A 24,697-nucleotide genomic window follows, 5' to 3' on the forward strand; every position below is an offset into this window, starting at 1 on the left:
GCGATGCGGTACTCGAAACCCTACACGCTACACCGCCGTGGAGAGGTCTGGTACTACCTCCTGCGAGGCGAGAAGACCAGGCATTCCACCGGCGAGAAGTCGAAACGGAAAGCCATCGACTTCATGGACCGGATCATCGGCGCACCACGCGGCGCCCGGCTTACACTGGCGGAGTTCGCGGACGGCTTCTACCGTGAAGGATCCGACTACCTCACCCGACAGCGCTCGAGGGGGAGGAGCATGGGGAAGCATTCCGCGGCTGACAGGCAGACGCACCTCGACCGGTGGATCCTCCCGTCGCTCGGCAAGACACTGCTCTCCGAGCTCACCCCGGTCACCATCGAGCGGTGGATCAGCAGGATCCAAAGGTCGAACCAGACCAGGAACCACATCCTCCTCTCCCTCCGGATGATCCTGCGCGATGCTCGTCGTTCGGGCCTCCTCTTGCACAACCCCGCTGACGACGTTGAGCCCTTCGGTCGAGTGTTCCGCCACCGCGACGCGCTCTCCCTCGAGGAGCTCGCCCTGCTGTTCCCTCCAGAAAGGGAGGAGCTCGTCCGGATCTGGGGCAGCGGCCGCCAGGCCGTCGCCTACCTGCTCATGGCCACCACCGGCATGCGACTCGGGGAGGTCTGCGGGCTACGGTGGGAGCACATACGTTTCGACATCCCCGCCGTGCTGATCGTCCAGGCCGTGAAACGCGATGGCTCCATCGGGCCGCCAAAGAACGGGAAGCCGCGCTCGGCGCTCCTGCCGGAGCGGACGGTCGAGCTCCTGACCTGGTGGAGGAGAGCCACGCGCTACCCCGACTTCGTGGTACACGGTCTCCACGGCGGACATGGGAGCACGTCGGCGTTGGCTCATGCGTGGGGCGTCGCGGCCGGGCGGGCTGGGATCTCCGTGAGCGGACGCTTCCTGGGCGCACACGCCCTTCGGCACACGTACGAGACGCGCCTGAGAGGACTCATCCCCGATGACGCCCTGCGTTACATGCTGGGCCACCAGTCGATCGCGATGACGGAGCGCTACGACCAGGCGACGCCGGAGGAGCGAGTCCTCCGCATCATCGGGCAGCGATCGGCACTCGATGGGCTATGGAATGAGAAGGACCGCGAGCGCCCCGAGTAGCACCGCGGCCGGGATCCCGGCCAGCGCGACGACGCGCCACGTCCGCGCGCTACTCTCCAGCGCCAGGATCCTCGACTCCGCCGAGCGCTTGTAGGCGGAGGAGGCCTTCGACAATGCGTCCAGATCGCTCCTCAGCGCTGCGAGCGAGCTCCTCGATGCTGCCAGCTCCGACGACAGCGTCTCCAGCGAGTCCGAGAGCTCCGCGGAGTGCTCCTGCCAGAGCTGTAGCCTCGCGTCGAGCTGCTGCGCTTTCTGCTCGGCTTGCGTCAGCTTCTGCTCGAGCTCGGCGCTCAGCAGACTCTGCTCGCTCGACTGCCGCCCGAGCTCCTGCAAGGTCAGCTGCAGCTGTCGCGACTCCTCGAGCAAACTCCCGATCAGCGCGGTCTCGCTCGGCGTCAGCGCGGGCAGTGGCCGCGGCAGAAAGAGCGCGAGCAGGACGCACGCCCAGCAGAGCCACCGCGCCCGCGCCCAGGAGAGCCCCGGCCAGGAGCGCCAGGAGGATCGGGAGCGCACGCTTCATCCCAGCTTGTCAGCCAGGCGGCCGGCGACCTCCGGAAGCTTCTGGACGATCACCACGTATCCGGCCTCGGCGAGCGTTAGGATCATGCCCGCGATGAGCACCCGCAGGAGCCACGTCTGTCCGATCGCGAGGCCCCAGGCCACGGCGACCAGCGCCAGGAGCGCGCGCCAGACCCACGTCGGCGCGTTCCGGAAGTAGCCCTTGACGTGCTGGATGGTGCCGACCGTCGCCACGACGGCGAAGCCCACCAGCGCCACGATCGAGATCTCCATCGTTCCCCTCCCCTACCCCGCTATCAGCGCGCACTTCAGCTTCCACTGCGCGTATAGCGTCACGTTGGCTGCCGGCATCGTCAGCGTAGCCCCCGGCAGGTAGTCCGTCCCCTCGCCATCCGCTTGTGTGTTCCACCCGACGAAGTCCCGGTAGGACTCCCGCGCCAGTCCCCCGGTGTTACCGAGGACGGTGACGGACTCGCCCTCGTTGTAAGGGCTCGACCCGTCGCTCGGCACACTCCCACTCGTCGCCCCGTTGTCGGCGTACACCACGGCATACGTCTCAGCCTCTCCCTGTAACGGATGCGGGTAGGTGTACGGAGTGTACGGGTAGTAGGCGTTCGCCCCTTCCGCAGAGAACGTCATGTCGTCATCGCCAGGGTCGCCAGGATATGTCGACTTGCCGCCCGTAGCCGCAGGGGCGTGCATGAAGTAGTCCCGATTCTCTTGGATGAACACAGCATCCTTTTCGGAATCCTGGAGGTCGATGGCCGTGATCGCCACGCTGTCCAGCGTGTTGTTCCAGAAGAACGAGTTGAAGATCTGATCCTTTGCCGGCCACGCTTCTCTCAGCGGCGAGAACAAAGCAGTCTGCCAGGACTCCTCATCGGACAGGACAATCTCTCCGGCAGTTGATGTGACCGATGTGAACGTGTTGTCGTGCATCAGAATCGATCCACCACGGAAATAGCAAACCCGATATGCTTTGTCGTAGGTGAAGGTGTTCTCGTAGACCTCCACCAGCGTTTGCCCCCGATAGTCCCATGCGTCCGCCGATTCTGGGTCAACAACGCCGTCGCCCCAGTTGCCATGGACATCGATCGGAGAGAAGAAGTCGCCATACGCCGAGGCATCGAATGCGTTGTACCGAATGACCGTTCTGGCCCCTTGCTGGTGGTAGATGCACTCGTTCAACCCCGATATCGCACTCCCATCGTGCGTGAACGTGTTGTCCTCAATAAAGAGTGCATGCTCCGTCCCCGTGGCAAACGTTCTCGCCCATGCACGGTTGTCATCACCAATGATCCTGATGGATAGGTTGCAGTTCAGAAAGGTGTTGTGGTCAACACACCCCTCGACCCACCCCTGAACCAGCAGGTTTTCACCACCATTGAGCAGCCGTGTGAACTTGCAGTTGTCCACCCTTACCTGAGTCAAGCAGTATGACCCATCGCCGGCGCCCGCGACCGACGCTCCCTTGCCGTCGACAAAACCGATACCCGTCAGTCGGCAAGCCTTGTCCGAACCAGGAGCGAGCGTAATGAGCCGTCTCGCCGCACCATCCGCCGTCAGCACAGTGCTTGCCGACCCGGCCCCCTGTACCGTAATCCCCTTCGCGACCGTGAGCGTTCCGGCCCACGTCTCTGCTCCTGCGGGGATCGCCAGTACATCTCCGTCAACACACGCCTCGTATGCCGTCGTTACGTCTGCGAGGGATGCACTGTCAGCGGTGTGAGTGTCACCCACTATGATCTCCTGCGCCGGATCGTAGCGGCCTTCACCGGAACCGCCCCGCCGGACTCATTGTAGGTCACCCACATCACATATTCCCACGTCCTGTCAGACGCGGCACTGTCACCGAAATCGTCCGGGAGCGTCGTTGACCCGATGTTGTAGTACCCGGAGTCTCCCGCGCCGGTTGCCATGTAGTACATCTCCAGATTGGCCGCAGTAACGAACACAATCCAGTACGGAGTGTTCGCCGCCAGCGCTACCTCAAACGTCCCGCTCGCTTCCGCAGGCCCCCCAGTAGCCTTGACGATGGTGACCGCCGCCGCCAGACGATTCGCCGGGAGGTTGTTGGCCGCGTCGTCCGAGTACAGCGCCATGTATACGTTGGCATCACCTGCCCCCAGGTTATTTACATAGCAGTGCAAAGTCACCGAGTTGCCACCAGTCGCGGGCATCGTGTACTTGGCGAAAAGGGCCAAGTTGACGTTAACCCCGAATCCAGCAGATCCGTCTGTCGTTGTATACCCAAGCGTCGCCATCCCCTACCCCCTCAGTCCTGCGACCGGCGCACACAGCACCTCCGGGTCCGGCCGCTCCCCGTAGGGCGTCAACACCCAGCCCTTGTGGATCTCCCAGTGAACATGGGGCCCGGTCGAATACCCAGCGTTGCCGACTTCTGCGATGACCTCGCCCTCCGCAACCACCGACGACCACGCCAACGTGTGCCAGATCATCGTCGGCCACCTCGTATCACTTGGCTGCTCCTGGTAGGACCACTCGTGTTCCCACGACAGCTTCCGCAGTTGCCGCATGTACGTGTGCGCGAACAGGTGCACCGTACCGCCGTGCTCCTGGAGCAGCGTCACGCCCCCGTAGATGTCGTAGGTGTACTCGCCCCATGGCAACCGTCGCTTCAAGCCATCCCGCAGATCCCACGCCCATCCCGGCCCGCCGGGAGCCCGCACCACGACAAAGCGCCAGACGTGCCCCGCGGCCGGGGCGTAGATCGGCTCGCCTACGCCGGCCGCGATGTCCACTGCGCCGTGCACATGGTCGCGCTGCGCCTCCGGCACGGACAACGGGCGCATCTCAGCCCACCGCGACGTGATCGTGCCTTGGCAGGGCCAGACGTAGCTCACACCTCACTCTCCCATGGGGAACCGAGCGGCGATCCCATCGTCGCCGCCTCCCATCACCTGGATCTCCACGCTGACTGCGATCGCTGCAGGAGCAGTGATCGTGCCGTTCCACACAGGCGCCGGCGTGACCGCCGACCATCTTGGTGTCCTATCAGAGGTGAACGCCGGGAACGCGCCCCCAGGGAACGAGCGCAGCGGGAAGGAGTTGATCGGGCCAGGTTGGCTCATGCGTTGCCCTCCTACAAGGAGATGACGACTTCCGAGCGATTGCCGCTCGCATCCACCGTCATCACCACGACAGAGTTGACCCCGCCGACCTCCTTGAACGTGAGCGTCGTGGACGCGCCTCCGGACGCCAGGCCGACCAGGATCGCGCCCATGATCCTGGTCATCTGCCGCAGGGTGTAGGTGTTCACCACCACCTCATCGAGGACCGCATCTGCCGTCGCCTCGGCGTCCAGCGGTGTCGCGCTGTCCACGTGCAGCGCGTCACTCCTCATGTAGCCGGAGTCCGTCAGCGTCGTCGGCACCCGCGCCGAGAGCCCGCTCAGGTTCTCGTCCTCGAGCTCCACCGTCCCGCCGATGACGATCATCCCGGTGATGGTGCCGCCCCAGGCGACGAACTTTCCGGACCCCGCGGCGAACGCCGCATCCGGCAGGTCGAGCCGACAGACGCCGTCCGCGACGTGGATGAAGCCGCCGTCCGAGTGCGCGGCATCCACGCTCGCCAGGGTGGCCTCGGTGATGGCGGTTTTCGTTCCGCCCTCGCGCCAGTACCACAGGTCAATCCCCGAGCTCTCGAACGTGACTGCCGTCTCTGGCGTCCCGTCCGTCGAGTCGATGACCACCACATCCACAGAGACGTCCGTGGTTCCCTTCTTGATTGGCCCTCTCATATGTCCTCCCTCGCGGCTTCTATCCTTGAGCTCACAGGCCAGCCGCCTTGAGCAGCCGGTCGAGCTTCTCGTTCACCGCCTTCATCGCCTCATCCTGGCGGGCCTGCCACTTTTGGTAGTCCTCGCAGATCGCCTCAGTGTGCGCGATGCGCCGCTCGTGATCGGTGAGCCGTTGCTGCGGCCCCACTGACGCTGACAAGCCGAAGGCACCTCCGATGACGCCGATCACCAGGCCGGCGACCCCGAGTGCCTTCACCACGTTGCCGTTACCGTTCGCCACTGGATGCCTCCGTTCTCGCCAACGCCTTCGCGAGCTCCTCGCGTAGATCAGCGCCGTCCGCCACTGCAAGCAGGATGTCGGGGAGGGCGGTCGCCAGGGTGGCGCGGCGGGCATGCCGCGTCTTTTCCGCCACATCGACGGCGGGGCTCGCGATCTCGGCTCGTCCGGCTACCACACGCACTGTCTCGCCCGGCGATAGATCGCGCTCGAGCTCGTACCAGTCTGGACCCGGCGGCTCCCGCGCCCAGCGCTTCTCAGTCTCGTGCTCGCCCCGTTGTATCCACCAGAGTTTCATCACGCCCTCACACCAGTGGCCCCAAGAAGAAGAGCACTCCGCCCGCTCCGTACAACGCATTATTCGCCGCCATCGGATGGGACCCGATAGCGCCGAAGTTCATGACCACTTGCCACGTGATGTACGGAACCCCGGAGACCCAGAAGACCGGGACGAGAGCCTGCGCGTAGACGGCATGGCCCACCGCAACTCCAGCGACGACGGCATCGCATCGCACCAGGCAAAGGTAGTTGGCTGCCGTCGGGGCGGTATTGTAGGATGTCGAGTAGACGGCGTGCGCACTGAACTCACTTCCGAGGTCAACCTTGCCGGCGGCAGCGGATAGGGAGATTCCGCAGAGTACGAGAGCGCCGCGGACGTTCGTCAGCGTTGACGGCAGGACAGACGCGAGACTCACGTTCGTGAGTGACGACGACGCAACCTTCCATGTGCTCGTATCGGTGTAGCCCACTTCGACTGACGAGATATAGGTCGATGCGTTCTTCCAGTGGACGTGCCCCCCGTAGGCCATGCCGCTCATGATGGGCGAGTTGGATATGTCGTGGATCACCGCCCCGGCGGCGTCCTTCGCGAGCAGCCCCGTGGACGGCGAGACCTCGATGCTCCGGTTCCAGTCGTCGGTCAACCCGAGCGCCCCGTCGTGCAGGCGGATACCGTAGCGGTTGATGCGCACGCTCCGGTACTTGTTCGTGACCTCGGTCGGGTCGTAGTATCGCACGCCGCCGGAGTAGTGCGTCGTCGTCTCATCCTCGGTGGACGCCTGGTAGCAGAGGTCCGCGAGGTAGCAGGCGCAGGCGTACCCCGTGACCAGGCCGCCGACGTAGAGGTAGTTCGACGCAAAGGACATCGAGGCTATCGTCCCGGCGCTGCCCGTTGCGGTCTGCTCGACCCCGTCCACGAACAGACTCAGCCCGTCGTTCGCGCAATCCCACACCACCCTGATATGCTGCCAGGCCCAGAGCGAGTTGTCCGTGAAGGCGTTCGTGGAGCGGACGACGCGGTAGTTACTGCCGTCGACCGCGGCCCACGCCTCCCACTTGTCGCTGGCCGCCTCGTAGAGCAGAGAGATCTGATTCGTCGCCGCGCCCCCGCCGAGTCGCCAGACGTACTTGTCTCCCGTGGCGTCGTAGGTGAACAGCGGCCGGACCCAGACGTCAATCGTTCCGCTCAGTGCCGGCGACAGCGGGTACCTGCAACTCCCTACCGAGCGCGAGGTCGGGGCGTAGGGCGTCGGGTAAGGCTTGAGTTGGACCTGGAGCGCCGTCGCGTAGACGTTCGCGTTGTCGTCGGCCGACCCCGTGTACACCCGCAGGCTCATCGTCGTGCCGGTGAACGCCGTGGTGATCGCCCCGACAAGTATCGCGTCCGTCCCGATGGCCTTCGCGAAAGCGAGCGTCCCGGTGGACGCGGTAGCGGTCGGCGTCGCTCCGGAGAAGTCGCAGTCTACCTGGCAGCGCAGCGTCGCCCCATCGTAGGCACGGAGCGTCGGGGCGTTCGTCGTCCCCTTCTTGACGACGGCCTGGATCGCGTGCACGTCCGTCGTGACCGTGATCTCCTGGTACTCGTAGCCGGCCGCGGCGCTGCTGTTCTGGATGAGCCACAGCTTCCGCCCTTGGAGCGTGTAACCGCTGTCCGTCGGCGCGTCGACGTTCGACTCGCTCCACGAGCTCGTGGACAGGTCCTCGGGGTCGACGACCAGGTTCGTGACGGCCGGAAAGCACCCGATGACGCCGAGACCGCTCCACTTCGACCAGTTGTTCGCGAGCTCCGTCCCGAGCTCGTCCTTGATGTAGGCCGGGCTGTACACTATCTCCTTGGTCGTCGGCTTGCGCCCCAGGCTCGAGACACAGTCCGGCTGGCTCAGGTCGAAAAGCTCGCCACCGGCCGGGACAGGGTCCAGACCGCGGATCACGGAGTTGCCAAGGGTAACCGTCTCGTTCCGGGCGACCAGGGCGTCGATCGCCGCGAGCATTCGCCTGAACTGCGGGCCGATGAGCCTGCCGGTCACCTCGAGGTCAGAGAAACGCCCGAACGTGGCCCCCTCGTCCTGGTAGCGAGACTTCGTCGGCACGCTACTTCTCCTTATCCTCGGCCGGCACTCGGCCGATGAGCTCGCGGAGGTCGACCTCCCACTCTCCGCCCTCCACGTCGTAGGCCGCGCGCACCAGGTTCTCCAGGGCCGGGACGGGCACGCCCAGGTACTCGAAGACCATGGCCGCAGCGTTGTACACGTCCTTCTCCGTCATGGTGCCGGCGGCCAGCTTCGTGAGCGCCTGGGCTACCTCCGAGACGGGCTCGAAGACGTTGATCCCCTCGTAGCCATATCCCTTCGCCCGGGTCGGCTTCAGGCCCGCGGCCTGCATCCCCTTGGCGATGGTCGGCTCGAGCACCTGGCCGAGGCCGAAGGGCGCCAGATCCGAGAGGCCGAGGAGGGCGTCCTCCATCCACTCGTCCGCGTTCTTCGGCGGCCGCTTCCGGCGGACCATGCCGATGATCAGCGCGGAGATCCCCACGGAGACGAGGATCCCGATGGCGCGCTCGAAGTGGTGCTCCTTGATCGCCTGCGGCAGATCGTAGCCGACCATGTTGAGCATCTTGTTGGACTGGTCCGTGAAGCGCAGCATGAACCGCACGAACTCACTGTTGGTCCAGTAGATGGGCGCGCGGTCCCCGGTCTCGCCGGACGGCTGCGTACGGTAGGTCGCGTCGTTCGCCGCGGCGATCGCCTGCGCCTCGTTGACCTCGCCCTTGCCGGCCTCGGCCGCGCGCTCCATGCGGTGCATCTCGGTGTCGTAGACCGCCTTCCATCCACTCAGGATGGTGAGCTTGTTCGCGAACTTCATTCCTGCGAACCCGGCCCGAATGAACTGGGCCCACGCGCGCCGCGGTCCGGAGCGGAGGCTTGCCGCGTTGGCCATCTCTGACAGGATGGGATCGATCGCGCGGGAATCGATCATCTTGCTCATGCCCGGCGACCGCTCGGTCACGAACTCCATCAGCTGCTTCGGATGGATCGTGGCCTGCACCAGGCCGGAGAGCACGTGGCCGAGGTCCGTGCGCTCGAGGTAGCGGAAGGGGCCCTCGGCCTGGATGAGCACGGTCGAGAGCTTCCAGGCGAGCTGGGCCGTGCCGAGGGATCCGTACACGAACTTCACCCACTTGTTGGCCAGGTGCGCGCCCTCGAGGGCGTCCCACAGTTGAGGCCGCGCGCGCAAGGTGATGTACTGCTGCAGGACCCGGACAGCCTCCTCCCCGTGCTTGTGGCGGAGCGCGTTCCGGAGTTCCTTTGCCGTCTCGCTCCTGCCGTTGACCAGGTAGTGCGCATCGCGCACCCACTGCTCCTTCGCGATGTATGAGGTCTGCTTCTCCACCGCCTCCTTGACCAGGCCGAGGAGGTTGGTCCGGAGCTCGGGCTGATGCTCCGGCTTGATCTCAATGCGCTTCTTGAGCATGCCCTTCTGCAGGAAGGTCTTGCCGATCGCAGAGCGCGCGTTGTTCTCCGTGCTGAGCTCCTGCGCGTAGGCCATGCCGATGTCCGTCAGGCGTTTGATGGGGAGGTAGCGGGCGACGCGCTCGGTCTCCAGGTTGTCGATCTCGAGGCGCACGCGCTCGAGCTCCGGGAACGTCTCGCTGAAGATGTCGATGATCGCATCGACCCAGTCGCGGTGCGCCTGGGGCAGAAGGCTGAGTACCTCACCGAGGCGCCCTTCGCTCCAGCGGTTGCCGTACAGGAAGGCCTCGCGCGCATGCTCATCCTGCTGCGCCCCGTAGGCGTACATCGCGTCCTCGATGTTCACCCTGGTGCCGTCGGCGAGCGTGAGCCACTTCACCATCTCCACGGGGCGCAGGTTCCCCTTCTCGTAGGCGGCGCGGATCTTCTCGTCCCAGGCTTCGGCTAGCTTGACGGCCTCGGCATCCGCGGCTTTGAACTCCTCCCAGAAGAACTTCTTGAACGGGCCTGCCGTATCGCCGACCCCGGAGGTCCCGTCCAGGGCCTCGAAGAACCGCTGCGGCGTGGCCAGGTTGACGTTGAGGACCTTCTTCCGCTTGAGCCGCGATGCCTCCCGCTCTGCCGGCTCGGAGCCGAGCTCCTGGGTCCACGCAACTTTGCCGCCGAGGGCGCCGATCATGCTGCTGCCCATGTTCTGCCGGCGGATGGACTGCGCGTTGAGCCAGGCCTTGCGCAGCGCCGTGCCCTCTTTGCGGAGCTTCTGCACCGCTTCGGCGAGCTCGTCCACCTCGTCAACCGTGAGCTCGTTGATGTCCTTGCGCAGCAGGATCCCGCCGAGGACGTCGGGCGGGACCTGGTTGGGGTGCTCGTCGGCCCACTTCTGGATCCGGTTCTTCACCCTCCGCAACGTCTCAGGGAGGGGCCTGCCGATCGTGTCCTGGATCGCACGCATCTGCTTGGCGTAGTCCCAGCGGACGAGCTGCCCCGGCGGACGCATCAACTGCTTCACCCGGCGGGCCACGTAGCGGTTGGTCTTGACGAGCGCCTTGTACCGCTCGAAGGCCTGCCCGGTCAGGACGCCCTTCCGCTTGGCCTGGGCGAGAGCCTCGCGCATGACGCCGATCTTTCCTCCGAGCTCCGCGTGCTGCTTGCGTAGAGACTCGACCTCCGCGCGCAGTCCCTTGACCTCCTCCGACTCCTGCTCCTGCTTCTTCTCGTCCTGCTCGACCGCGGCGATGAGCGGGGCATCGTCAGGATTTCCCTCCTCGTCCTCCACGGGGATCTGCTCGGCCGTCTGGTCGAAAGCCCCGTCGATGTCGTCCTCGCCGGGCTCCACATTGTAGCGGGTGGAACCCTTGTCGGACTCCGCGGCTTGGTCTATACTTGGGATGGAGGGTACGGTTGTGGCCAAGCGTCCGGATACGTTCTTCGTGGACCACGATGGCGTCCCGCTGTATGTCGAGAGGAACTCGCTCAAGGCGTTCCGGGTCCTCTCTGACAGGATCGACTCCAAGCCATACCCGGCCAGCCTCAACGCGATCTTCGCCGAGGATCCCACGATCTCCCGAACGGAAGCGTTCCAGCTCGCGTTGCGGAGAGCGTCATCCCAGGCGGCGTCATAGAGCGACCAGCTGACAGCCGATAGTTCCTTCAGGATGCCAGCAACCTTCGGAGTGGCTTCCACTTTCCCGTCGTCGATTGCCTCGCGCAGATCCCTGAGCACGCGGTAGATGACGTGCCCTGCGCCATCTTTCGCCTCCTTCATGGCCTTGACGGTTACCTGGATCTCCTGGATCGATCCGTTGGACAGCCTGATGTTGAGCAGCACGTCACGGTAGCCGTCGTCAGTCGGGTGCGAAAGCCTGTCCTTGATGCGCGGGACGCGCTCGGGTCCAAGAGCCGCCAGTTCCGCGACGATGGCCCGGACATCCTCCACCGAGCTCGCCGTGATCGTATTCCCATCTATGTCGAGGACGCGGTCGAACACCGGCGCCGCGGCGCCTTCTTCGCGGGCGTACCCGGTCGCCTTCCGCTCCGTGCGCGCGCGGTCCTTGAGCTCCTCCCTCGCGCTGACATCGGCGCCGTACTTCGAGGAGATCCCCTCGGCCAGCGTCCGAAGCTCCGCGCGCCCATCGGCCGCCAGCTGGTAGATCGTCTGCACGTCGGCCGTCGGCTGCCGGAGCGGTGCCGCCGTCTGGCGGTTGAACATCGTGCCTGTCTCTGCGACGTCGTCTGACTGGAAGAGGTCGAGACTATCCTTGCCAAGCCCGGCCCGCTTGCGGAGTTCCGTCTGCTTCTCCGCGCTCGTAGTCCAGTCCGACCAGGCCAGGATCTCGTCCTCGAGCTCCACTATCCGCTTCTGGATGGCTTCCGTGTCTCCGGCCTTGAACCCGTACCGCCGGACAACCTTGGCCTGCTCGCCTCTCGAGAGGCGCATGGCGGCCTTCAGAGCAGCGGACTCAGCGCGCAACTCGGCCTGCTTCTTGGCGGCTTCCTTCGCGAGCGCTGCCGCTGCGACCATGAAGGACTCATTGCGGCCGAAGAGATCCCCCTGCTCGGCCTCCTCGATCCCCGTAGTCTGCTGTTTCAGGATGGCGAGGTAGTTGGTGAGTTCCTGGGAAGTGAGTTCCTTGGCCTTCTGGATCCCTGCATCCTGCAGGGCCTCGTTGGTAGGAGCAGCTGCCGCTATTGCGGCGGCTTTCTCTTCTCCGATCTCACCGTTTCGGTAGAGGGCATATAGACCATCGGAGGCATACTTGCCAATTGCGAAGCCCTTGCGTCCCTTGTCGCGACTAAGAAGTCCTCGGCTGGATGCTTCTTCCTCGGAAATGGCAGAATGTTTAAAGTAGTTCGCATAGTCTCGTACGCTCCCTTGCCCGTCGCGGATGTTCGCTTCCGCGTCGAACGTCATGGCCCGTTCGGCCGTGAACCCTTCCGACTCCCGCACGATCTGCGCCGGAATCGTCTTCTCGCCAAGACGCCGCGCCAGGTCCAGACGGTGCCGGCCGGTGATGACCTCCAGTCTACCGTCGAGTCGCTCCCAGACTACGATCGGGGCCGTGCCAAGACGCTGGTAGCGCTCGGCCCGCAGGGGCTCGATCACTCCCTGGGCATTGGCGCCTTCCTTGAAGTTAGGGACCTCCTCAGAAAGCGTCAACTGGTCGAGGGGAACCTCGACGCTTGGTACCGCAGCTGGATCAATGATGGTCGGGGTTTCTGGCGGGGGCGCCTCCGCTGTCTCACCGAAGAGATCCGCCTGTACTTGCCGCTGCACCGCGGTCGGAGCAGGAACTCCCGTGGCTGCGGCAGTCGTGCTCGGTGAACTCTCGATCCCAAGGACCTCGTCCATGACCCGCTTGGTGTCCTCCGGGATCAGGTCGTCGTAGTTGCGCCGTGCGTTGCGGAGCAGATCGGCCATCTCCGTCATCAGCGGCCTGAGCTCCTCGAAGGCGGTCTCCCCGGTCTGCCAGAACTGGATCATGCCCTCGGCCCAGCGCTCCTCGCCCTCGGCGCCGGTGCCGAAGGAGCGCTCAACAATCGCCCGCTCGTCGGCGCTCAGGTGGCGACCAAACACGTGGGCGAACTCGTGGGTCAGAGCCTTGAAGTCAGTTTGCTCCACGGCATGGATGATCGCGCGCGAGTCCGCGAGGAAGTCCACTCCGGCATTCGCCTGTACACCCTGGGCCCTCGCCTTCTCGATGATCTGGCGCGACTCCTCGATGGGAGAGAAGATCCCCTCCGCAAAGGTCTCCTCCACGTACTGAGCGCTGGTCTTCCCCTCGCGCTTCGCGCGGAAGTCCACCAGGAGTGAGCTCGCGGTGACCTCCCGCTCAGATAGTTGCGGGAGGCGCTGGCGGATGATACCACGGACGGTCTCTTCCTCGGGCGCGAGGGGCACGACCTGAGAGGTCGGGCCTTGGGGTGGTGCTGGCGCCTCAGTCGCGTACTGGCCAACGACCTCGTTCAGTTCGTCACGCAGCTGCGCGAGCTGGATCATCTCCTCGGCCGCGGCGACGTCGAACTTCTCGAGCTTGCCGAAGGCCTCCTCCCGTTGCGCGAGGGCGGCATCGATCTCGGTCCCGCGGAGCTCGAGCTTGGCCAAGGGCTTGGCAACCTCGGCTGCCGGCTTGCCGGAGATCTCCGCCTGAGTCGCGATGACCTGGTCGGCCAGGCCCTGGACGAACTCGGTCTTAGCCTGCTGCGTGCGGCCGAGGATCGTCCCGGGTTGCTCGCCGGCCATGGCCTTGTGGATCACCATCTGCTGCTTGACTGTGAGGGCCTGGCGGTACTGCTGTACGCCGGCGCCCACAGAGCCGGGGGCCCCCATGACGAGCATCGCCAGAGCGGTCTGGACGTAGGTGTCTTTCAGCCTCGTGGCCACTTCCTCTCGGCTCGCGATCGGCAGGTTGGTCCCGTGCGTCTGATTCATCCACGAGGCCGCCAGGGCGTCACCGACGATGTTGACCGCTTCCTGGGCCACCTCGGTTACGGGCTCCGTGACAAGGCCCGAGACCATCGCTCCAGCTCCGGCGACCACAGCCTTGCCCATGCCCGTGGTCGCGCGCTGCGCGAGCTTGGCCAGCGCGCCTTTGACCACGACCTCCTCGCCGATCTCGCGGGCGATCTTCCCCTTCACGGCGCTGAGCAGTTGCTTGACCCCTGGGATGTTGTACAACTGCACCATCTCGAGGGCCGCGTTGACGGCGCCCACGGGCATGGACACGTTCCGGGCCACGTCCTTCGGTATCCCGGCCTGGATGAGGGTGCGGTACTGCAGGCCCCCCTCGGTCTGGAAGGAGTAGGCAGCGGATCCCATCGCCATGCCGCGGATGAACCAGGAGGCGAACACGGCCGGGAGCGCCACCTCGGCGCCGGTGAGCGCCACGGCCCCGGTGACCGCAGCGGCACCAGCGGCAGCCTTGGGGGCGGCGTACTTCCAGTTGTTCAGCATGAATGGCGCCAGATTGGCCGCGGCCTTGAAGGCCTGGACCGGCAGGCTTCGCCGTATGGTGTCCGGATCCGGGAGCTTGGCCTCGAGCTCGAGGATCTGCTGCTCGATCTCCGGACTGTCGTCGCCCATCATCTGCCGCGAGGCGAGCATGCCGATCTGAGATTGTAGGTTCGCCGTGGTCCACGAGTCGGCGATCGCGGTCCGCGCGGACTTGGCCGGCATCGTCCGACCCCAGTACTCCTCGGCCACCGCGTCGTGGTGATCGTAGACTTCAGGGAACGGGATGCCGAGGGCGTCCGCCAGGAAGGCCGAGCTCACGATCTTGTCCAGGTCCTCGTCCGGCTTTGCCGATGTCTGCAGCACGGTCTCGACGAGCTTTGTGTAGGGGAGGAGCGTGCTCTGCAGGCGGGCGATCTCCGGCTCGCGGTTGGTGTTCCAGTCCGGGAGCCTGGGCTCCTCGGCGTCTGTCTGGCGAACAGCGGCGAGTGTCGGCATGGCCGGCAGTCTGCGCAGACCGATGGCGTCTTTCGGGTCCTCCTCCTCGCCCCACCACCTCGGCAGCACGCCTTCGCTCATCGCTTGGCCGCCTTCTCTGCGGCGTCGAGCTTGTCGGTCAAGGAGCGCTGCATTATCCGTAGCCCGGTGGATCGCTCGAACCAGCCGCCGAACAGCCCACGCCGGTGTTCGTACCTGGCCAGGAGGTCCTCAGGCGGCAGCTTCAGGGCATCTTCGACCGTCGTCACCGTCGTTGTGGGCATGGCGGGCTCGGCGGTCTCGGAGGGTTCCTGCGGTCCCGCGAGGGCTCGGGCTCTGCCGAGCCGCCCGGTGATGTCGTTGTTCGTCTCGCGCTCGCCGGTGGAGCGCTTGAACCATGCACCGAGGATGCCCTTCTGCTCGTACAGAGGCAGGAGCTCGGCGACGTCCTTCTCGGTCTGGGCAAGGAGCTCCTCTTCGGCCGCGGTCCGCGCTGCTGCCTTGGCCGCCGCGCGGGCTGCCTCCGCGTTCCGTTCCGCGTAGGGCCGCTGATCCTCGAGGACCTTCCACTGCCGAGTGTTCTTGTCGTACTGCTCGAGCTTGGGAGCTGGATCCGCGTACTGGGCAGTCTTCTCATCGACGACCTGGGGGGCAAAGCGGTACAGATTTCCGCGGGTGGCGTCGCCCGGATTCGCGGGGTCCTCGTACCAGAACGTCACTTCGCCGTTACGCTGGATCGCGTAGTTCGTCGGGGTGGCTCCCACGTACTCGGCCATCCTGGTCTGCATCTGGAGCGCATGCTGGTTGATCAAGACATCGAGTTCCCCGGAGTCGTCCCGGCCTCTCCATTCCGTGAACCAGTTGTTCGCGACGTCGTTGAGAAACTGCTCGGTGGTGTCCATCACCAAGACGCGGCCGCCGAACCTCTGGTTCAGCGGAATGGATTCCGTGTACGCCTTCTCGATCCTCTTCCGCGCAGCAAACCGGGCGGCGATGTCGGGCAGATCCGCCTCGGCATAGAGTCCATTGGCGAAGCCGTCGCGAAGCTCCGCTACCAGGTCGCCGGCCTGCGCGTTGTTGAGGATCGGGATCGGCTGCTCCTTGGTCGGCTGCGTCGCCTTCCAGATGATGTCGGTGGCCGCGCGCAACTGTACGTTCACCTTGCTTCCGAGCTGATCGTGCTCGCTTTCCACGAAGCTCCTACGGATCCTCGGCTGCGCAACGCCCTTCTCGTCGACGTACTGCCCGTAGTTGTAGAGCAGGTACGTCTGCAGATCGTCCGAGCTCGGGATCCTGCCGACCGCCAGCGTCTTCATGCCGGAGTGCCCGTACTGCGGCTGGCTTGTGAGCGGCCGGCCCTGGTTGTACGCGGTCTTCAGTTGGAGGTACTCGCTCATCCGGGCCGGATCGTCGTCCTTGTCCAGGTCCGGCCCGCCCGAGCGTGTCGCGGCTGCTTCGATGGCGTTGATCCGATTCGTGAGGTAGTCGGTCCACCGCTGCATGCGGCCCTCGAGGCGGAACTGCGCCGCCGGCAGGGTGTCCCGGATCTTCCGCAGCCCCTCGACGCTGTCGATGCTCTCGTGCACCTTGGCCTCGATCGCGAGGTCGGCCTCGTCGTCGTGCAGGTCGTGCAGGCGCGCCTGTTCGCGCTGCTCCCACTCCACGCGGCTCCGCACCGTGTTCCGCGCGGCCTCGCGCTTGGCCGGGTCGAGGTCCCAGAACGACGTGTTGGCGTCCAGCCACTTGTCGGCAACGGTGGTATCCCACTTCGCCGCCTTCGCCTTCTCCACTGCGGTTCCCACTGCCCAGGAGGACTGGATCTCCGCGGTGACCTTCATCAGGTAGATCGACGCGTCGTCGGCGTAGCGCAGGCCCCGCTCCACGTCCGAGCGCAGGAGGGGCGCGATCCTCTCGACCCGCTCGTCGGGAGTGAGGGAGGTCTTTTCGGACCAGTACTTGATATTCCGGTCGCTCTCGGCGATGAGATCGTGGGTCTTGAAGGTGCCCCACAGTTGCGCGACCTGGTCGTAGTTCTGCACCCCGCGCTGCTCAAGCACCTGCAGGAGTTGCTCCTGGGCCTGCTTGTTCCGGTAGTTCTGCCGGATGAAGTCACGCTGCGTCCGGAGCAGCGCCTCATGGTCGGCGGCGAGCTCCGTCTCCTCTATCTGTCCGATGGTGAGCTGGGATCCCGCGCCGTCCTCCGCGGCCACGGTCCCCGCGGTCTCGTCGCTGCTCGCCGGCCGCGCCCAGCGCTTCTCCTTGAGCGAGCGGTTGTACGTCGAGAACGCGCGGTCCATCGCGGCGAGGCCTGAGGAGTACTGCGAGACGCGGTCCGCCTCCTGGAGGCGCGAGGAGAAGCCGCTCAGGGTCTCGCCGAGCTTGCTGAAGCCCTCGGCCCACATGCCCGTCACGTCGCTTGGGTTGATGTAGTCTGGCATGCTCGTCCCTTACCCTGCTGACAACTGGAGGCCGCCGCCGCCGCCGCCCATGGCCGATGTACTCGAGGTCGCCGGAAGAGAGGCGAGTAACGACTCCGTGGAGCTGAGAACGCCTGATGTCGCGCCGAAGGCCGCGGCCGCCACGATGGAAAACCGATTCGTGACCAGGTCCTTGCGATGCCTCTCGACGTCGGTCAAGTTTCTGCGGTACTCCGCGGTGAGGATGTCTGCCTCCTGCTGGATGTCCTCCTTGGCCTGTGTGGTCGCCAGGATCTTCGCGTCGAGCTCGGCCTGGAGCCGGCGCCGCTCGTCCGCCGCGGCGTTCTTCAGGTCCTCGATGTCCTGCTGGTAGTCGAGGTCCTCGGCTTTCAACTTGGCCTCGATGGCGGCCGCACTCTGCACCGCCTCGCGCTCGATGTCCGCGGCGCTCGCCGTGAGGTTCGCGTACGTGTGGGCCCAGTCCTGCTCGGCCCGCTCTCGTGCCTGGTCAAGCTCCATGTCCTGGAGCGCGTTCTGCGCCATGACGTCCTCGACGGACTGCTCGGCTTCGGTCCGTGCGGATACCACCTTCTGCCCGAAGCCCATGGCGCTCGCCTGGATGCCGTAGGCGGCCTGCTGCTCTTCCTCCCGCCGCGCGGCCTTCGCCTCCTCTTCCACCTGGCGGATCGCGAGCAGTGGCGAGCCGCTCTTCCGGACGTACGATCCGGCGATCCTTGCGTTGGCCTCCCCGATCTCGAGGGCCGTCTCGACGCGGACCCTCCCGGTCTTGTACTCGACCTGCTCCCCGGCGCGGTTCAGGGTCAGGATCGCCTCGTCCTTGGTCTGCGCAAGGAACTCGTCGCGCTTCGCCGTGATCTGGCCGACCTCGCGCTCCGCTTCCACGTCGCCTGCGGCAATCCGCTCCGCCAGGTTCTCGATGGTGAGCTCGCGCTTGGCCGCAGCCTGCTCCAGGTCGAGGGCGTTCCTCTCGAGCGCTGCCTTCTTGTTGGCCTCGAGGTTCGCGCGCTGGGTCTCGGCCTCCTCCGCGGACAGGAGGTGCTGCTCTTCGCGCTGTCGGATGTCCTCCTCGAGGTCGGCGACGACGTCTGCGTCCTCCGCGAGGATGCGATCCCTCTCCACCTTGAGGGCGTCGTCAGCCTGGGTGAGCTCTCGATCGCGGGAATGCTCGACAGCTATGATCTGCTGGTTCAGTCCATCGATCGCGCTCTCGAGGTCTGCCAGGAGCTCCTTGACCTTCATGTCCGCTGCCGCAGCCTTCTGGAAGGCTCCGATGAAAGCGGCGCCAAAAGACAGGAAAGCCAGAACGGCGCCGATCACGTGTCCACCTCCGGGATCAGCGCGAGGATCTGGCTACGGTACGGCTGGTCCTGGATGGCCATGACCCAGGTGTCGACGTTCCAGTCGCCCCGGAAGGGGCACTCCACGTCGCCGGTGTAGGGCCCCGTGATCGGCACAGTCTCGAGCTCCGTCGAGGTCGTGACTCGCCCGAACTTGAAGGGGTAGCAGTCGAGCACGCGCGCGAGGATCTTGGCCACCTTCCGGATCCGCATCTGCCCCGTCCCGTAGGGTCCGTCCGTGACCAGGCGCATGCTCTGCATCGTGCAGGTGAACCCAGCTCCCACCACCAGGTGGTCTCCCACGCACGCCGCCGGCGTCGTCATGGAGCCGGCCGCCACCGCGGCCGTGTAGACCGCCTCCTCGGTCGCGTTCCAGATCGTTGCCGTCGTGCCGTTGAACCGATCGAGGCCCGTGACCGTCGCGCCCGCGGTGGCCACGTCAACCCACGCGTCCAGGGGGATGGCCGTGAGGTCCTCGATCCCGTCGAAGAGCTCCACACAGTAGTACGTCCCGCGCAGCACGATCGCCCACACCGCCGAGCGCGAGGTGCCGTCGGCAACGCCCACGCTCTTGTACAGGCCCCCGCCGCCGGATTCCAGCCGGTGCCAGGCGCGCATGCCGAGCTTCTTATCGTACGCGAGCGCGCACAGGACCCCATCCGATCGGACCGCGTAGACGATGGGCCACGGGACGCCGGCGAAGGCCGACTCGACAACCGTGCCCGCGGTCGGACTGAAGAGGTGCTCGGCGTGGTAGCTCAGGTCCTCCACAGACTCCTCCGTGGCGCCCGCGGTAGGGTACTCGCGCAGCCGCGTGGCGAGGTTCTGCCAGAAGAGCATCGCAGAACCGACGAGGCATGCCGGTACGGCTGCCCCGCCGAAGTGGGTCGATGGCTGCAGCTTCTCCGGCGTGAGTGCCGTCATGTCCGGCGGCACCACGTACTCCACGCCGGCCGTGGAGATCAGCAGCACCGTGCCCGCGACGAGCTCCTGGACCACCATGCTCGTGTCGCTCGCGAGGGTGAGCTCCATTGCGGCGTCCGCGGTGACGACGTTGCGGTAGACCGTGACGGTCTCGAGCTCGGGGATGTCCGGGTCTGCCCAGTCCGCGACGTCCGTGAGTTGCTCGACGTCGTAGCGCAGCCGCTCGTAGTAGGTCATGTCGATGCCGCCGGTGGCGCACCAGTAGGACCAGTGCGCCGTCCCGTCCGTGATATCGGCTGCCGTGGTCGTGGGCCCGCCGGATCCAGCCGAGGTGCCGGCTGTGATGCAGGTGTAGAGCTTGAGCGGTGTGGCGCCGTTGCTGACGATGTCGCCGATCTCGTAGGCCGTCGAGGCCGCCCAGGACACTGCCCGGGCGTCCACGTAGATCCCGGCGCGCGAGGCCCACACGGTCTGGCTCTGGTTGGTGGATCTGCCGAACCAGAGGCGCTGTCCGTACCCCGCGATGGCCCCCGGGTAGTCTCCGGTTGCCGAGAACGGTACCGCCCCGGTGTTCCCGACAATGACCGAAGTCGCGATCGTGAACGTGCTCCCGGTCCACGTTACCTGCCGGATCGCGTAGCTCGTGTGAGAGATGAAGAGCGTGTTGCCGTCCACCGCGAAGCGGAGCTCGCGGCAGTGCGCCGCGGTCGTGTAGGGAGTCGTGAGCTCGAGGGGGGCCCCGAAGAGTGTTCCGTCGGCCTTCCAGAACCGCAGCACCAGGGCGGTGAACTCGAGCATGTAGGAGACGCCGTTCGGGAGCTTCCAGCCGTAGAGGCGCCCCTGCACGTTGTTCTTCGTGGTGGCCAGGTACTTCGATCCCGGCCGGGTGATGATCCCGCCCTGGGAGAAGGGCATCCAGTTCTCGAGGGTGAGGCAGCCCTTCGCGTAGAGCAGCAGATCGGAGCGGCCCGAGAGCTTCGGCGTGAGCTCGCCGCCCGTGAAGTCGGTGATGAGGAGCGCCGAGACGGACACTTACACATCCTCCCAGCGGACCACTTCCTCGGGAGCCTCGGCGCCCTCGGACATGGCGACCGGGCGTGCGGTGGCGTACCAGCTCGCGAACCGATCCTCGAGCTCCTTCTTCTTCGTGGTCTGGCCCGTCACGTAGTAGGCGATCTCAGCCGCGATCCGCATGGAGATCACGGTCGGTAGCAGACTGTCCCACTGGTTCGGGTCGGTCTCCTGCCTCACGTACTTCGCGATGCTCGGGTCCTGGTTGGTGTAGACCCACATGCCCTCGCGGCGGAACTGGATCCCCTGGGTGGTCTCTGCGGTGGCGGCATCGCTCGGGATCTTGAGCAGTCGCAGGCAGTCGGGGGGGAGCACGAAGAGGTAGTCGAAGGTGGTGTGGTTCTCCGGTGGGGTGCCGTAGTAGCACCAGTGCACCGTGTTGTCGGTGATGTCCGCCGTCGTCCCCGTGGGCCCTCCCGACGCGGCCGAGGTCCCCGCGGTGATGCAGACGTAGACCTTGCCCGTGTCGTTGCTCACCAGGTCGTCGACCGCGTAGGCCGTGCTCTTCACCCAGCACCAGTTGTTCGTGGTGGTGGACGCCTCCATGTACTTCCAGACGACAGTGCCATCGGTGATGGCGGCCGTCGTTCCGGTCGGACCTCCGGAGGACGCGGAGATCCCCGCGGTCGTGCACTCGTAGGTCTTGGCGGTATCGTTCGTGCACCTGTCGCCGAGCCGGTAGGCGTGGCTCGCGGTCCAGGGCGTGGCCTGGTCGTGCCACCCCTTCATCGAGGCACGCTTGATGCACGCCGGCCAGGGGAGGAGTCGGAGCACCTCGTCGCGACACACGGAGTACGCATCGATGGCCGCTGCGGGGTTCTTCGCCGTGTCGGACATGCTCGATGCCTCGGGACACCCGAGCTCGCGCAGCGCGCGGTTGACGACCTCGAGATCTGTCATGGTCTACCGCTTCTTCGAGCCGCGATAGCCCGACGCGTAGGCCGCTTGGCCCTGGCGCGCCGCCCTGCGACGCGCTCCCTTGCCGCGGTAGACCTTGCCTCGGCTACCCCATCGGTAACCGCCCTTCACCTTCCGCACCGGCATGGCTCCCCTCCCAGGAACCGGGCGGGCCCCGAAGAGCCCGCCCGTATTCACATTTCCCGAGCCGCTACGCGCTCGCGCGTATCTTGGCCGACTTGGCCGCTCGCGCGCGCTGCTCGCGGTCTGCGTCCGCCTGCTTCTCGATTTTCCTGGCCTCCTCCAGGGGGACGTCCTGCGTTGTCTTGAAGTACTTGAGCAGTCCGTTGTCCCTGAAGCGCTGCACGTCCAGCGGGTAGGTCTTGCCCTGCTCGTAGAGCATGCAGGCCGACGAGTCGTAGCAGGTCTTCACGCACACTGCATCGACGACCATGAATACCTCCTCTCAGCCCCGGTCGAGGGCTACAGTATCGGTGCCGGCGGGTTGATGACCGGGAGCATGTCCCAGGCGCCCGCGGTGAAGACGTCGGTGCCGATCGTGTAGATCGCACCGAAGTACTGGAGTAGCGTTCCCTGGCCGACCACGGGGATCACGTAGGGGATCGCCCCTACAGCCCACGCGACGATGGTCGCGTTGGCGATCACGCCGCTGTCCCACAGGACCGTGTTGGAGGTCAGGGCCTCCGCTGCCGAGGTCACCATCTGGATCCTCAGCGTGCCACCGCCGGCGGACACGATCGCCGTGTCGATCCGGAACACGTACCACAGCGGCTCGTAGAACCGCCGCCCGGCCGCGCCCCAGTCGACCACGTTGTCGGAGATGTGGGAGTCGACCGTCGTCTCGTCCTGAGCATCCGAGAGGATGCCGTTGTACTCGATGTACACAGCTTCCTCCTTTCCTTAGCTGACCACCGACTCGGTGTTGAGGATCGAGTCGTTGCGCTTGATCGGGATCCCGTTGAAGGACAGGATCGGTTTGCCTGCGGGCTGGTCGATCGTGAGGTTCACGTTCGACTTCGCCGCAGCCTGCTTCCACAGCCAGGAGCGCACGGTCCGGTTGCAGTAGAAGACCGGCCGGCCCATGTTGACGTCGGGGATGCGCTCGTAGGCGTCGATCATGGCCGCGAACAGATCGACCGTGGAGGTCGTGATCGCCGAGGTGTCGATGTTGCAGACGCGGACGCAGTAGCGCCAGTCGCGCACCGTGAGACCGAGGTCCCACTTGTAGTGGCTCCGGTAGCCCTCGTAGCGGCCGTCGGCCGCATCCAGGAGCGTGACCTGGCCCTTGTCCTCGTGCTGGAACCCGGCGACCGATCCCTTGGGGTAGATACCGTGGACGGTGTTCTCGCCCCACACGATGAGCAGCATGCTCGTCTGGTCCGACCCAGAGGCCGAACTGTAGGCGCTCACCGTGTTGTAGGTGCTCACCGTCGAGTCGGTGCCGACCGCCGCGTAGCGCGGGTTGACGCCCGTGAACCGCTCCGGGTACGTCAGCACGGAACCATAGACGCTGGTGGTCGCCATCGCCTGGTTCATGGCCTCGAGGAAGGCCCGATCCTCCGAGAGCCTCCACGCCGCGCTGTTGCCGTTCAGGTCCGCCAGGGCCTTGTCGACCTCCGCGTACGCCTCCAGCATTCCGCAGGTGTCGGTGATCTGCGACGTGATGCTCTTCGACGGCTGCACGCCGTAGTTGAGCAGACGCCAGGTCACCGTCGGGAGACCCGAGCGGATCGTGGTCTTGTGCCCCGTCTGCAGATTCCCCTCGACGATGACCATGTCCTCGAGGATGGGGTTCGTCTGCGCCAGGAGCTCGATGATCGTCCTGATCTTGTTGTCGGGGTCCAACCTGGACGCGAAGTCCGTGTAGGAGACCCCGGTAAGGGTACTCATATGGTACCCCCTTTCCAGACCTTACTTCTGGTTCGGGTACAGTACCTCCGCGGGATCCTTCGGCACCGGCTTCGTTGCCTGACCTTCGACAAACGCGTGCTCGGCGGTGTCGCGCCCGATCTTCGCGAACATGCGGATGATCCGCTTGTCGTTGCCGAGGCCTGTCCTCGTGAACAGGTCGGCAATGTCTGGCGTGAAGTACCGCTGCACACCGCGCTGCATGTAGCCCATCTCCAGGTCGTAGTTTCCCCGGAGCTCCGCCCGCAACTCCGCGTCCGTCTGCTCGAGGGTGGCCTTGATGGTCTTCGCGGCCGTCTCGGCCTCGGTCAACCTCTGCATCTGGTGCCATCGGTGCATCTGGGCGGCCTGCTCCTGAGTGAGTCCCGCCTTGTGAGCGAGTTCGCGCAGGCTGGCTTCCATCGCTGCCGGATACTCGAATCCCGCTGGGGCCTTCGCCTTGTCCAGCTTGTAGTCCGTGGGTTTGTCGGGCACGCCAGCCGCCTTGCGGTAGGCCGCCCTCTCCTCCTCGGTCGCATCCTTTCCCGGTAGACGCACAGACTCGCCCAGCTTCCTCTCTGCCTCGAGGTACGCCTTCCCAAGCTCGCCAAGGTTGGCGTAGCGGTGCAGGCGCTCGTTGGCCTTCAGGTCGTCGGGGAGCTGCGCCACCCATGCGGGAGGCGTCTTCGGAGCGCCACCTTCCGCCAACGGCGGTGTGGTGACCTCGGCAGTCGGCGCCTTCCCGGTGAGGATGCTGCCTCCCTGTCCCGGTGCTTCTGCGGCCGGCGAGGTGCCCGGGGTCTCCGGATTCGCCGCCTGATTCTCTGCCATTACGGCCCTGCCCTTTCCGCGATCTGCTCGACGAGCAGCTCGCTCTGTCGCTTCTTGCCCAAAGGATCCCCGTCAAAGAGGCGGAGGATCTCGATGGCCACGTTGTGGCGGACGCGGCCCTCTTCGCTGCTGATGGTCTCCAGGAGTTGCAGCTTGGCGAACAGCACGCCCATGACGATCTGCCCGTCAGCGCTGGCGGCCACCCTACGAAAAGCCTCGTCAATGCGCTGCTGTACCTCCTTGGGAGTCAGACCTTCCAGTTCCTTGCGCATCGGCTTCCCGTCTCCTCTACAGAAGACCCGCGAGCGGGTTGCCCCACCCGCGGGTCTCGCCTGTTTACATGCCGGCAGGCAGCGGCAGTTCCGCGAACACGATGCTCACGACGTAGGTCGAGGACGAGGCCACGACGCCCACGACGGCGATCGCGGTCGCC

22 protein-coding genes are annotated in these 24,697 nt (G+C 65.7%); 1 reads left to right on the forward strand and 21 read right to left on the reverse strand.

What is annotated here, in order from left to right; genetic code table 11:
* The first annotated feature begins 3 nt into the window (after window positions 1-3).
* Window positions 4-1,128, forward strand: coding sequence for a tyrosine-type recombinase/integrase (locus tag WC683_07845; protein MFA4972512.1), 1,125 nt, complete (start codon window positions 4-6; stop codon window positions 1,126-1,128).
* Here the strand turns inward: WC683_07845 and WC683_07850 are convergent.
* From WC683_07850 to WC683_07950, 21 genes are all read right to left on the reverse strand, one after another.
* Window positions 1,093-1,641 carry a hypothetical protein gene (locus tag WC683_07850; GenBank protein MFA4972513.1) on the reverse strand — a complete coding sequence of 183 codons (549 nt, stop codon included), beginning with the start codon at window positions 1,639-1,641 and terminating at the stop codon, window positions 1,093-1,095. The two genes, WC683_07845 and WC683_07850, sit on opposite strands and share 36 nt — an antisense overlap.
* Window positions 1,642-1,644: 3 nt before the next feature.
* Window positions 1,645-1,920 (reverse strand): hypothetical protein, encoded by a 276-nt coding sequence (locus WC683_07855; GenBank protein MFA4972514.1) that lies wholly within the window; start codon window positions 1,918-1,920, stop codon window positions 1,645-1,647.
* 12 nt (window positions 1,921-1,932) lie between these two features.
* The gene (locus WC683_07860) at window positions 1,933-3,387 is read right to left on the reverse strand and encodes an InlB B-repeat-containing protein (GenBank protein ID MFA4972515.1); all 1,455 of its coding nucleotides are present in this window, start codon (window positions 3,385-3,387) and stop codon (window positions 1,933-1,935) included.
* Window positions 3,387-3,827 carry a hypothetical protein gene (locus tag WC683_07865; GenBank protein MFA4972516.1) on the reverse strand — a complete coding sequence of 147 codons (441 nt, stop codon included), beginning with the start codon at window positions 3,825-3,827 and terminating at the stop codon, window positions 3,387-3,389. The genes WC683_07860 and WC683_07865 overlap by 1 nt, the downstream gene beginning before the upstream one ends.
* 87 nt (window positions 3,828-3,914) lie before the next feature.
* Window positions 3,915-4,511: a M23 family metallopeptidase gene (locus WC683_07870; GenBank protein MFA4972517.1), complete on the reverse strand. Its 597-nt coding sequence runs from the start codon at window positions 4,509-4,511 to the stop codon at window positions 3,915-3,917.
* A 3-nt stretch (window positions 4,512-4,514) separates the two neighbouring features.
* Complete coding sequence (locus tag WC683_07875) at window positions 4,515-4,739, reverse strand: hypothetical protein (protein MFA4972518.1); 225 nt, start codon at window positions 4,737-4,739, stop codon at window positions 4,515-4,517.
* 11 nt (window positions 4,740-4,750) lie between these two features.
* Window positions 4,751-5,407 (reverse strand): hypothetical protein, encoded by a 657-nt coding sequence (locus WC683_07880; protein MFA4972519.1) that lies wholly within the window; start codon window positions 5,405-5,407, stop codon window positions 4,751-4,753.
* Window positions 5,408-5,438: 31 nt separating this feature from the next.
* Complete coding sequence (locus WC683_07885; protein ID MFA4972520.1) at window positions 5,439-5,687, reverse strand: hypothetical protein; 249 nt, start codon at window positions 5,685-5,687, stop codon at window positions 5,439-5,441.
* Entirely contained in the window at window positions 5,674-5,982 is a 309-nt protein-coding gene (locus WC683_07890; GenBank protein MFA4972521.1) for a hypothetical protein, read from the reverse strand. Before WC683_07890 ends, WC683_07885 begins: the two co-directional genes overlap by 14 nt.
* 7 nt (window positions 5,983-5,989) lie before the next feature.
* Window positions 5,990-8,053, reverse strand: coding sequence for a hypothetical protein (locus tag WC683_07895; protein ID MFA4972522.1), 2,064 nt, complete (start codon window positions 8,051-8,053; stop codon window positions 5,990-5,992).
* A 1-nt stretch (window position 8,054) separates the two neighbouring features.
* Window positions 8,055-14,960, reverse strand: a complete 6,906-nt coding sequence (locus tag WC683_07900; GenBank protein ID MFA4972523.1) for a hypothetical protein — start codon at window positions 14,958-14,960, stop codon at window positions 8,055-8,057.
* Window positions 14,957-17,296 carry a hypothetical protein gene (locus WC683_07905; protein ID MFA4972524.1) on the reverse strand — a complete coding sequence of 780 codons (2,340 nt, stop codon included), beginning with the start codon at window positions 17,294-17,296 and terminating at the stop codon, window positions 14,957-14,959. The genes WC683_07900 and WC683_07905 overlap by 4 nt, the downstream gene beginning before the upstream one ends.
* A 9-nt stretch (window positions 17,297-17,305) precedes the next feature.
* Window positions 17,306-18,613, reverse strand: coding sequence for a hypothetical protein (locus WC683_07910; protein ID MFA4972525.1), 1,308 nt, complete (start codon window positions 18,611-18,613; stop codon window positions 17,306-17,308).
* Complete coding sequence (locus WC683_07915; GenBank protein MFA4972526.1) at window positions 18,610-20,589, reverse strand: hypothetical protein; 1,980 nt, start codon at window positions 20,587-20,589, stop codon at window positions 18,610-18,612. Before WC683_07915 ends, WC683_07910 begins: the two co-directional genes overlap by 4 nt.
* The gene (locus WC683_07920) at window positions 20,590-21,528 is read right to left on the reverse strand and encodes a hypothetical protein (GenBank protein ID MFA4972527.1); all 939 of its coding nucleotides are present in this window, start codon (window positions 21,526-21,528) and stop codon (window positions 20,590-20,592) included.
* Window positions 21,529-21,531: 3 nt separating this feature from the next.
* Complete coding sequence (locus WC683_07925) at window positions 21,532-21,672, reverse strand: hypothetical protein (protein MFA4972528.1); 141 nt, start codon at window positions 21,670-21,672, stop codon at window positions 21,532-21,534.
* A gap of 64 nt (window positions 21,673-21,736) precedes the next feature.
* Complete coding sequence (locus WC683_07930; protein MFA4972529.1) at window positions 21,737-21,979, reverse strand: hypothetical protein; 243 nt, start codon at window positions 21,977-21,979, stop codon at window positions 21,737-21,739.
* Window positions 21,980-22,008: 29 nt separating this feature from the next.
* Window positions 22,009-22,431, reverse strand: a complete 423-nt coding sequence (locus tag WC683_07935) for a Bbp16 family capsid cement protein (GenBank protein ID MFA4972530.1) — start codon at window positions 22,429-22,431, stop codon at window positions 22,009-22,011.
* Window positions 22,432-22,446: 15 nt separating this feature from the next.
* On the reverse strand, window positions 22,447-23,436 hold the full coding sequence (locus tag WC683_07940; GenBank protein MFA4972531.1) for a major capsid protein: 990 nt from the start codon (window positions 23,434-23,436) through the stop codon (window positions 22,447-22,449).
* A 21-nt stretch (window positions 23,437-23,457) separates the two neighbouring features.
* Window positions 23,458-24,264, reverse strand: coding sequence for a hypothetical protein (locus tag WC683_07945; protein MFA4972532.1), 807 nt, complete (start codon window positions 24,262-24,264; stop codon window positions 23,458-23,460).
* Window positions 24,264-24,536: a hypothetical protein gene (locus WC683_07950; protein ID MFA4972533.1), complete on the reverse strand. Its 273-nt coding sequence runs from the start codon at window positions 24,534-24,536 to the stop codon at window positions 24,264-24,266. Before WC683_07950 ends, WC683_07945 begins: the two co-directional genes overlap by 1 nt.
* Window positions 24,537-24,697: the final 161 nt, after the last annotated feature.

This window comes from bacterium (assembly GCA_041648665.1).
Taxonomy (GTDB): domain Bacteria; phylum UBA10199; class UBA10199; order 2-02-FULL-44-16; family JAAZCA01; genus JAFGMW01.

What these genes read in the sequence shown, in the direction of transcription:
- WC683_07845 (MFA4972512.1), top strand. Translation starts at nt 4, where the DNA reads ATGCGGTACTCGAAACCCTACACGCTACACCGCCGTGGAGAGGTCTGG.
- WC683_07880 (MFA4972519.1), bottom strand. Translation starts at nt 5,407, where the DNA reads ATGAGAGGGCCAATCAAGAAGGGAACCACGGACGTCTCTGTGGATGTG.
- WC683_07950 (MFA4972533.1), bottom strand. Translation starts at nt 24,536, where the DNA reads ATGCGCAAGGAACTGGAAGGTCTGACTCCCAAGGAGGTACAGCAGCGC.
- WC683_07945 (MFA4972532.1), bottom strand. Translation starts at nt 24,264, where the DNA reads ATGGCAGAGAATCAGGCGGCGAATCCGGAGACCCCGGGCACCTCGCCG.
- WC683_07855 (MFA4972514.1), bottom strand. Translation starts at nt 1,920, where the DNA reads ATGGAGATCTCGATCGTGGCGCTGGTGGGCTTCGCCGTCGTGGCGACG.
- WC683_07930 (MFA4972529.1), bottom strand. Translation starts at nt 21,979, where the DNA reads ATGGTCGTCGATGCAGTGTGCGTGAAGACCTGCTACGACTCGTCGGCC.
- WC683_07925 (MFA4972528.1), bottom strand. Translation starts at nt 21,672, where the DNA reads ATGCCGGTGCGGAAGGTGAAGGGCGGTTACCGATGGGGTAGCCGAGGC.
- WC683_07875 (MFA4972518.1), bottom strand. Translation starts at nt 4,739, where the DNA reads ATGAGCCAACCTGGCCCGATCAACTCCTTCCCGCTGCGCTCGTTCCCT.
- WC683_07905 (MFA4972524.1), bottom strand. Translation starts at nt 17,296, where the DNA reads ATGCCAGACTACATCAACCCAAGCGACGTGACGGGCATGTGGGCCGAG.
- WC683_07890 (MFA4972521.1), bottom strand. Translation starts at nt 5,982, where the DNA reads ATGAAACTCTGGTGGATACAACGGGGCGAGCACGAGACTGAGAAGCGC.
- WC683_07920 (MFA4972527.1), bottom strand. Translation starts at nt 21,528, where the DNA reads ATGACAGATCTCGAGGTCGTCAACCGCGCGCTGCGCGAGCTCGGGTGT.
- WC683_07900 (MFA4972523.1), bottom strand. Translation starts at nt 14,960, where the DNA reads ATGAGCGAAGGCGTGCTGCCGAGGTGGTGGGGCGAGGAGGAGGACCCG.
- WC683_07940 (MFA4972531.1), bottom strand. Translation starts at nt 23,436, where the DNA reads ATGAGTACCCTTACCGGGGTCTCCTACACGGACTTCGCGTCCAGGTTG.
- WC683_07865 (MFA4972516.1), bottom strand. Translation starts at nt 3,827, where the DNA reads ATGCCCGCGACTGGTGGCAACTCGGTGACTTTGCACTGCTATGTAAAT.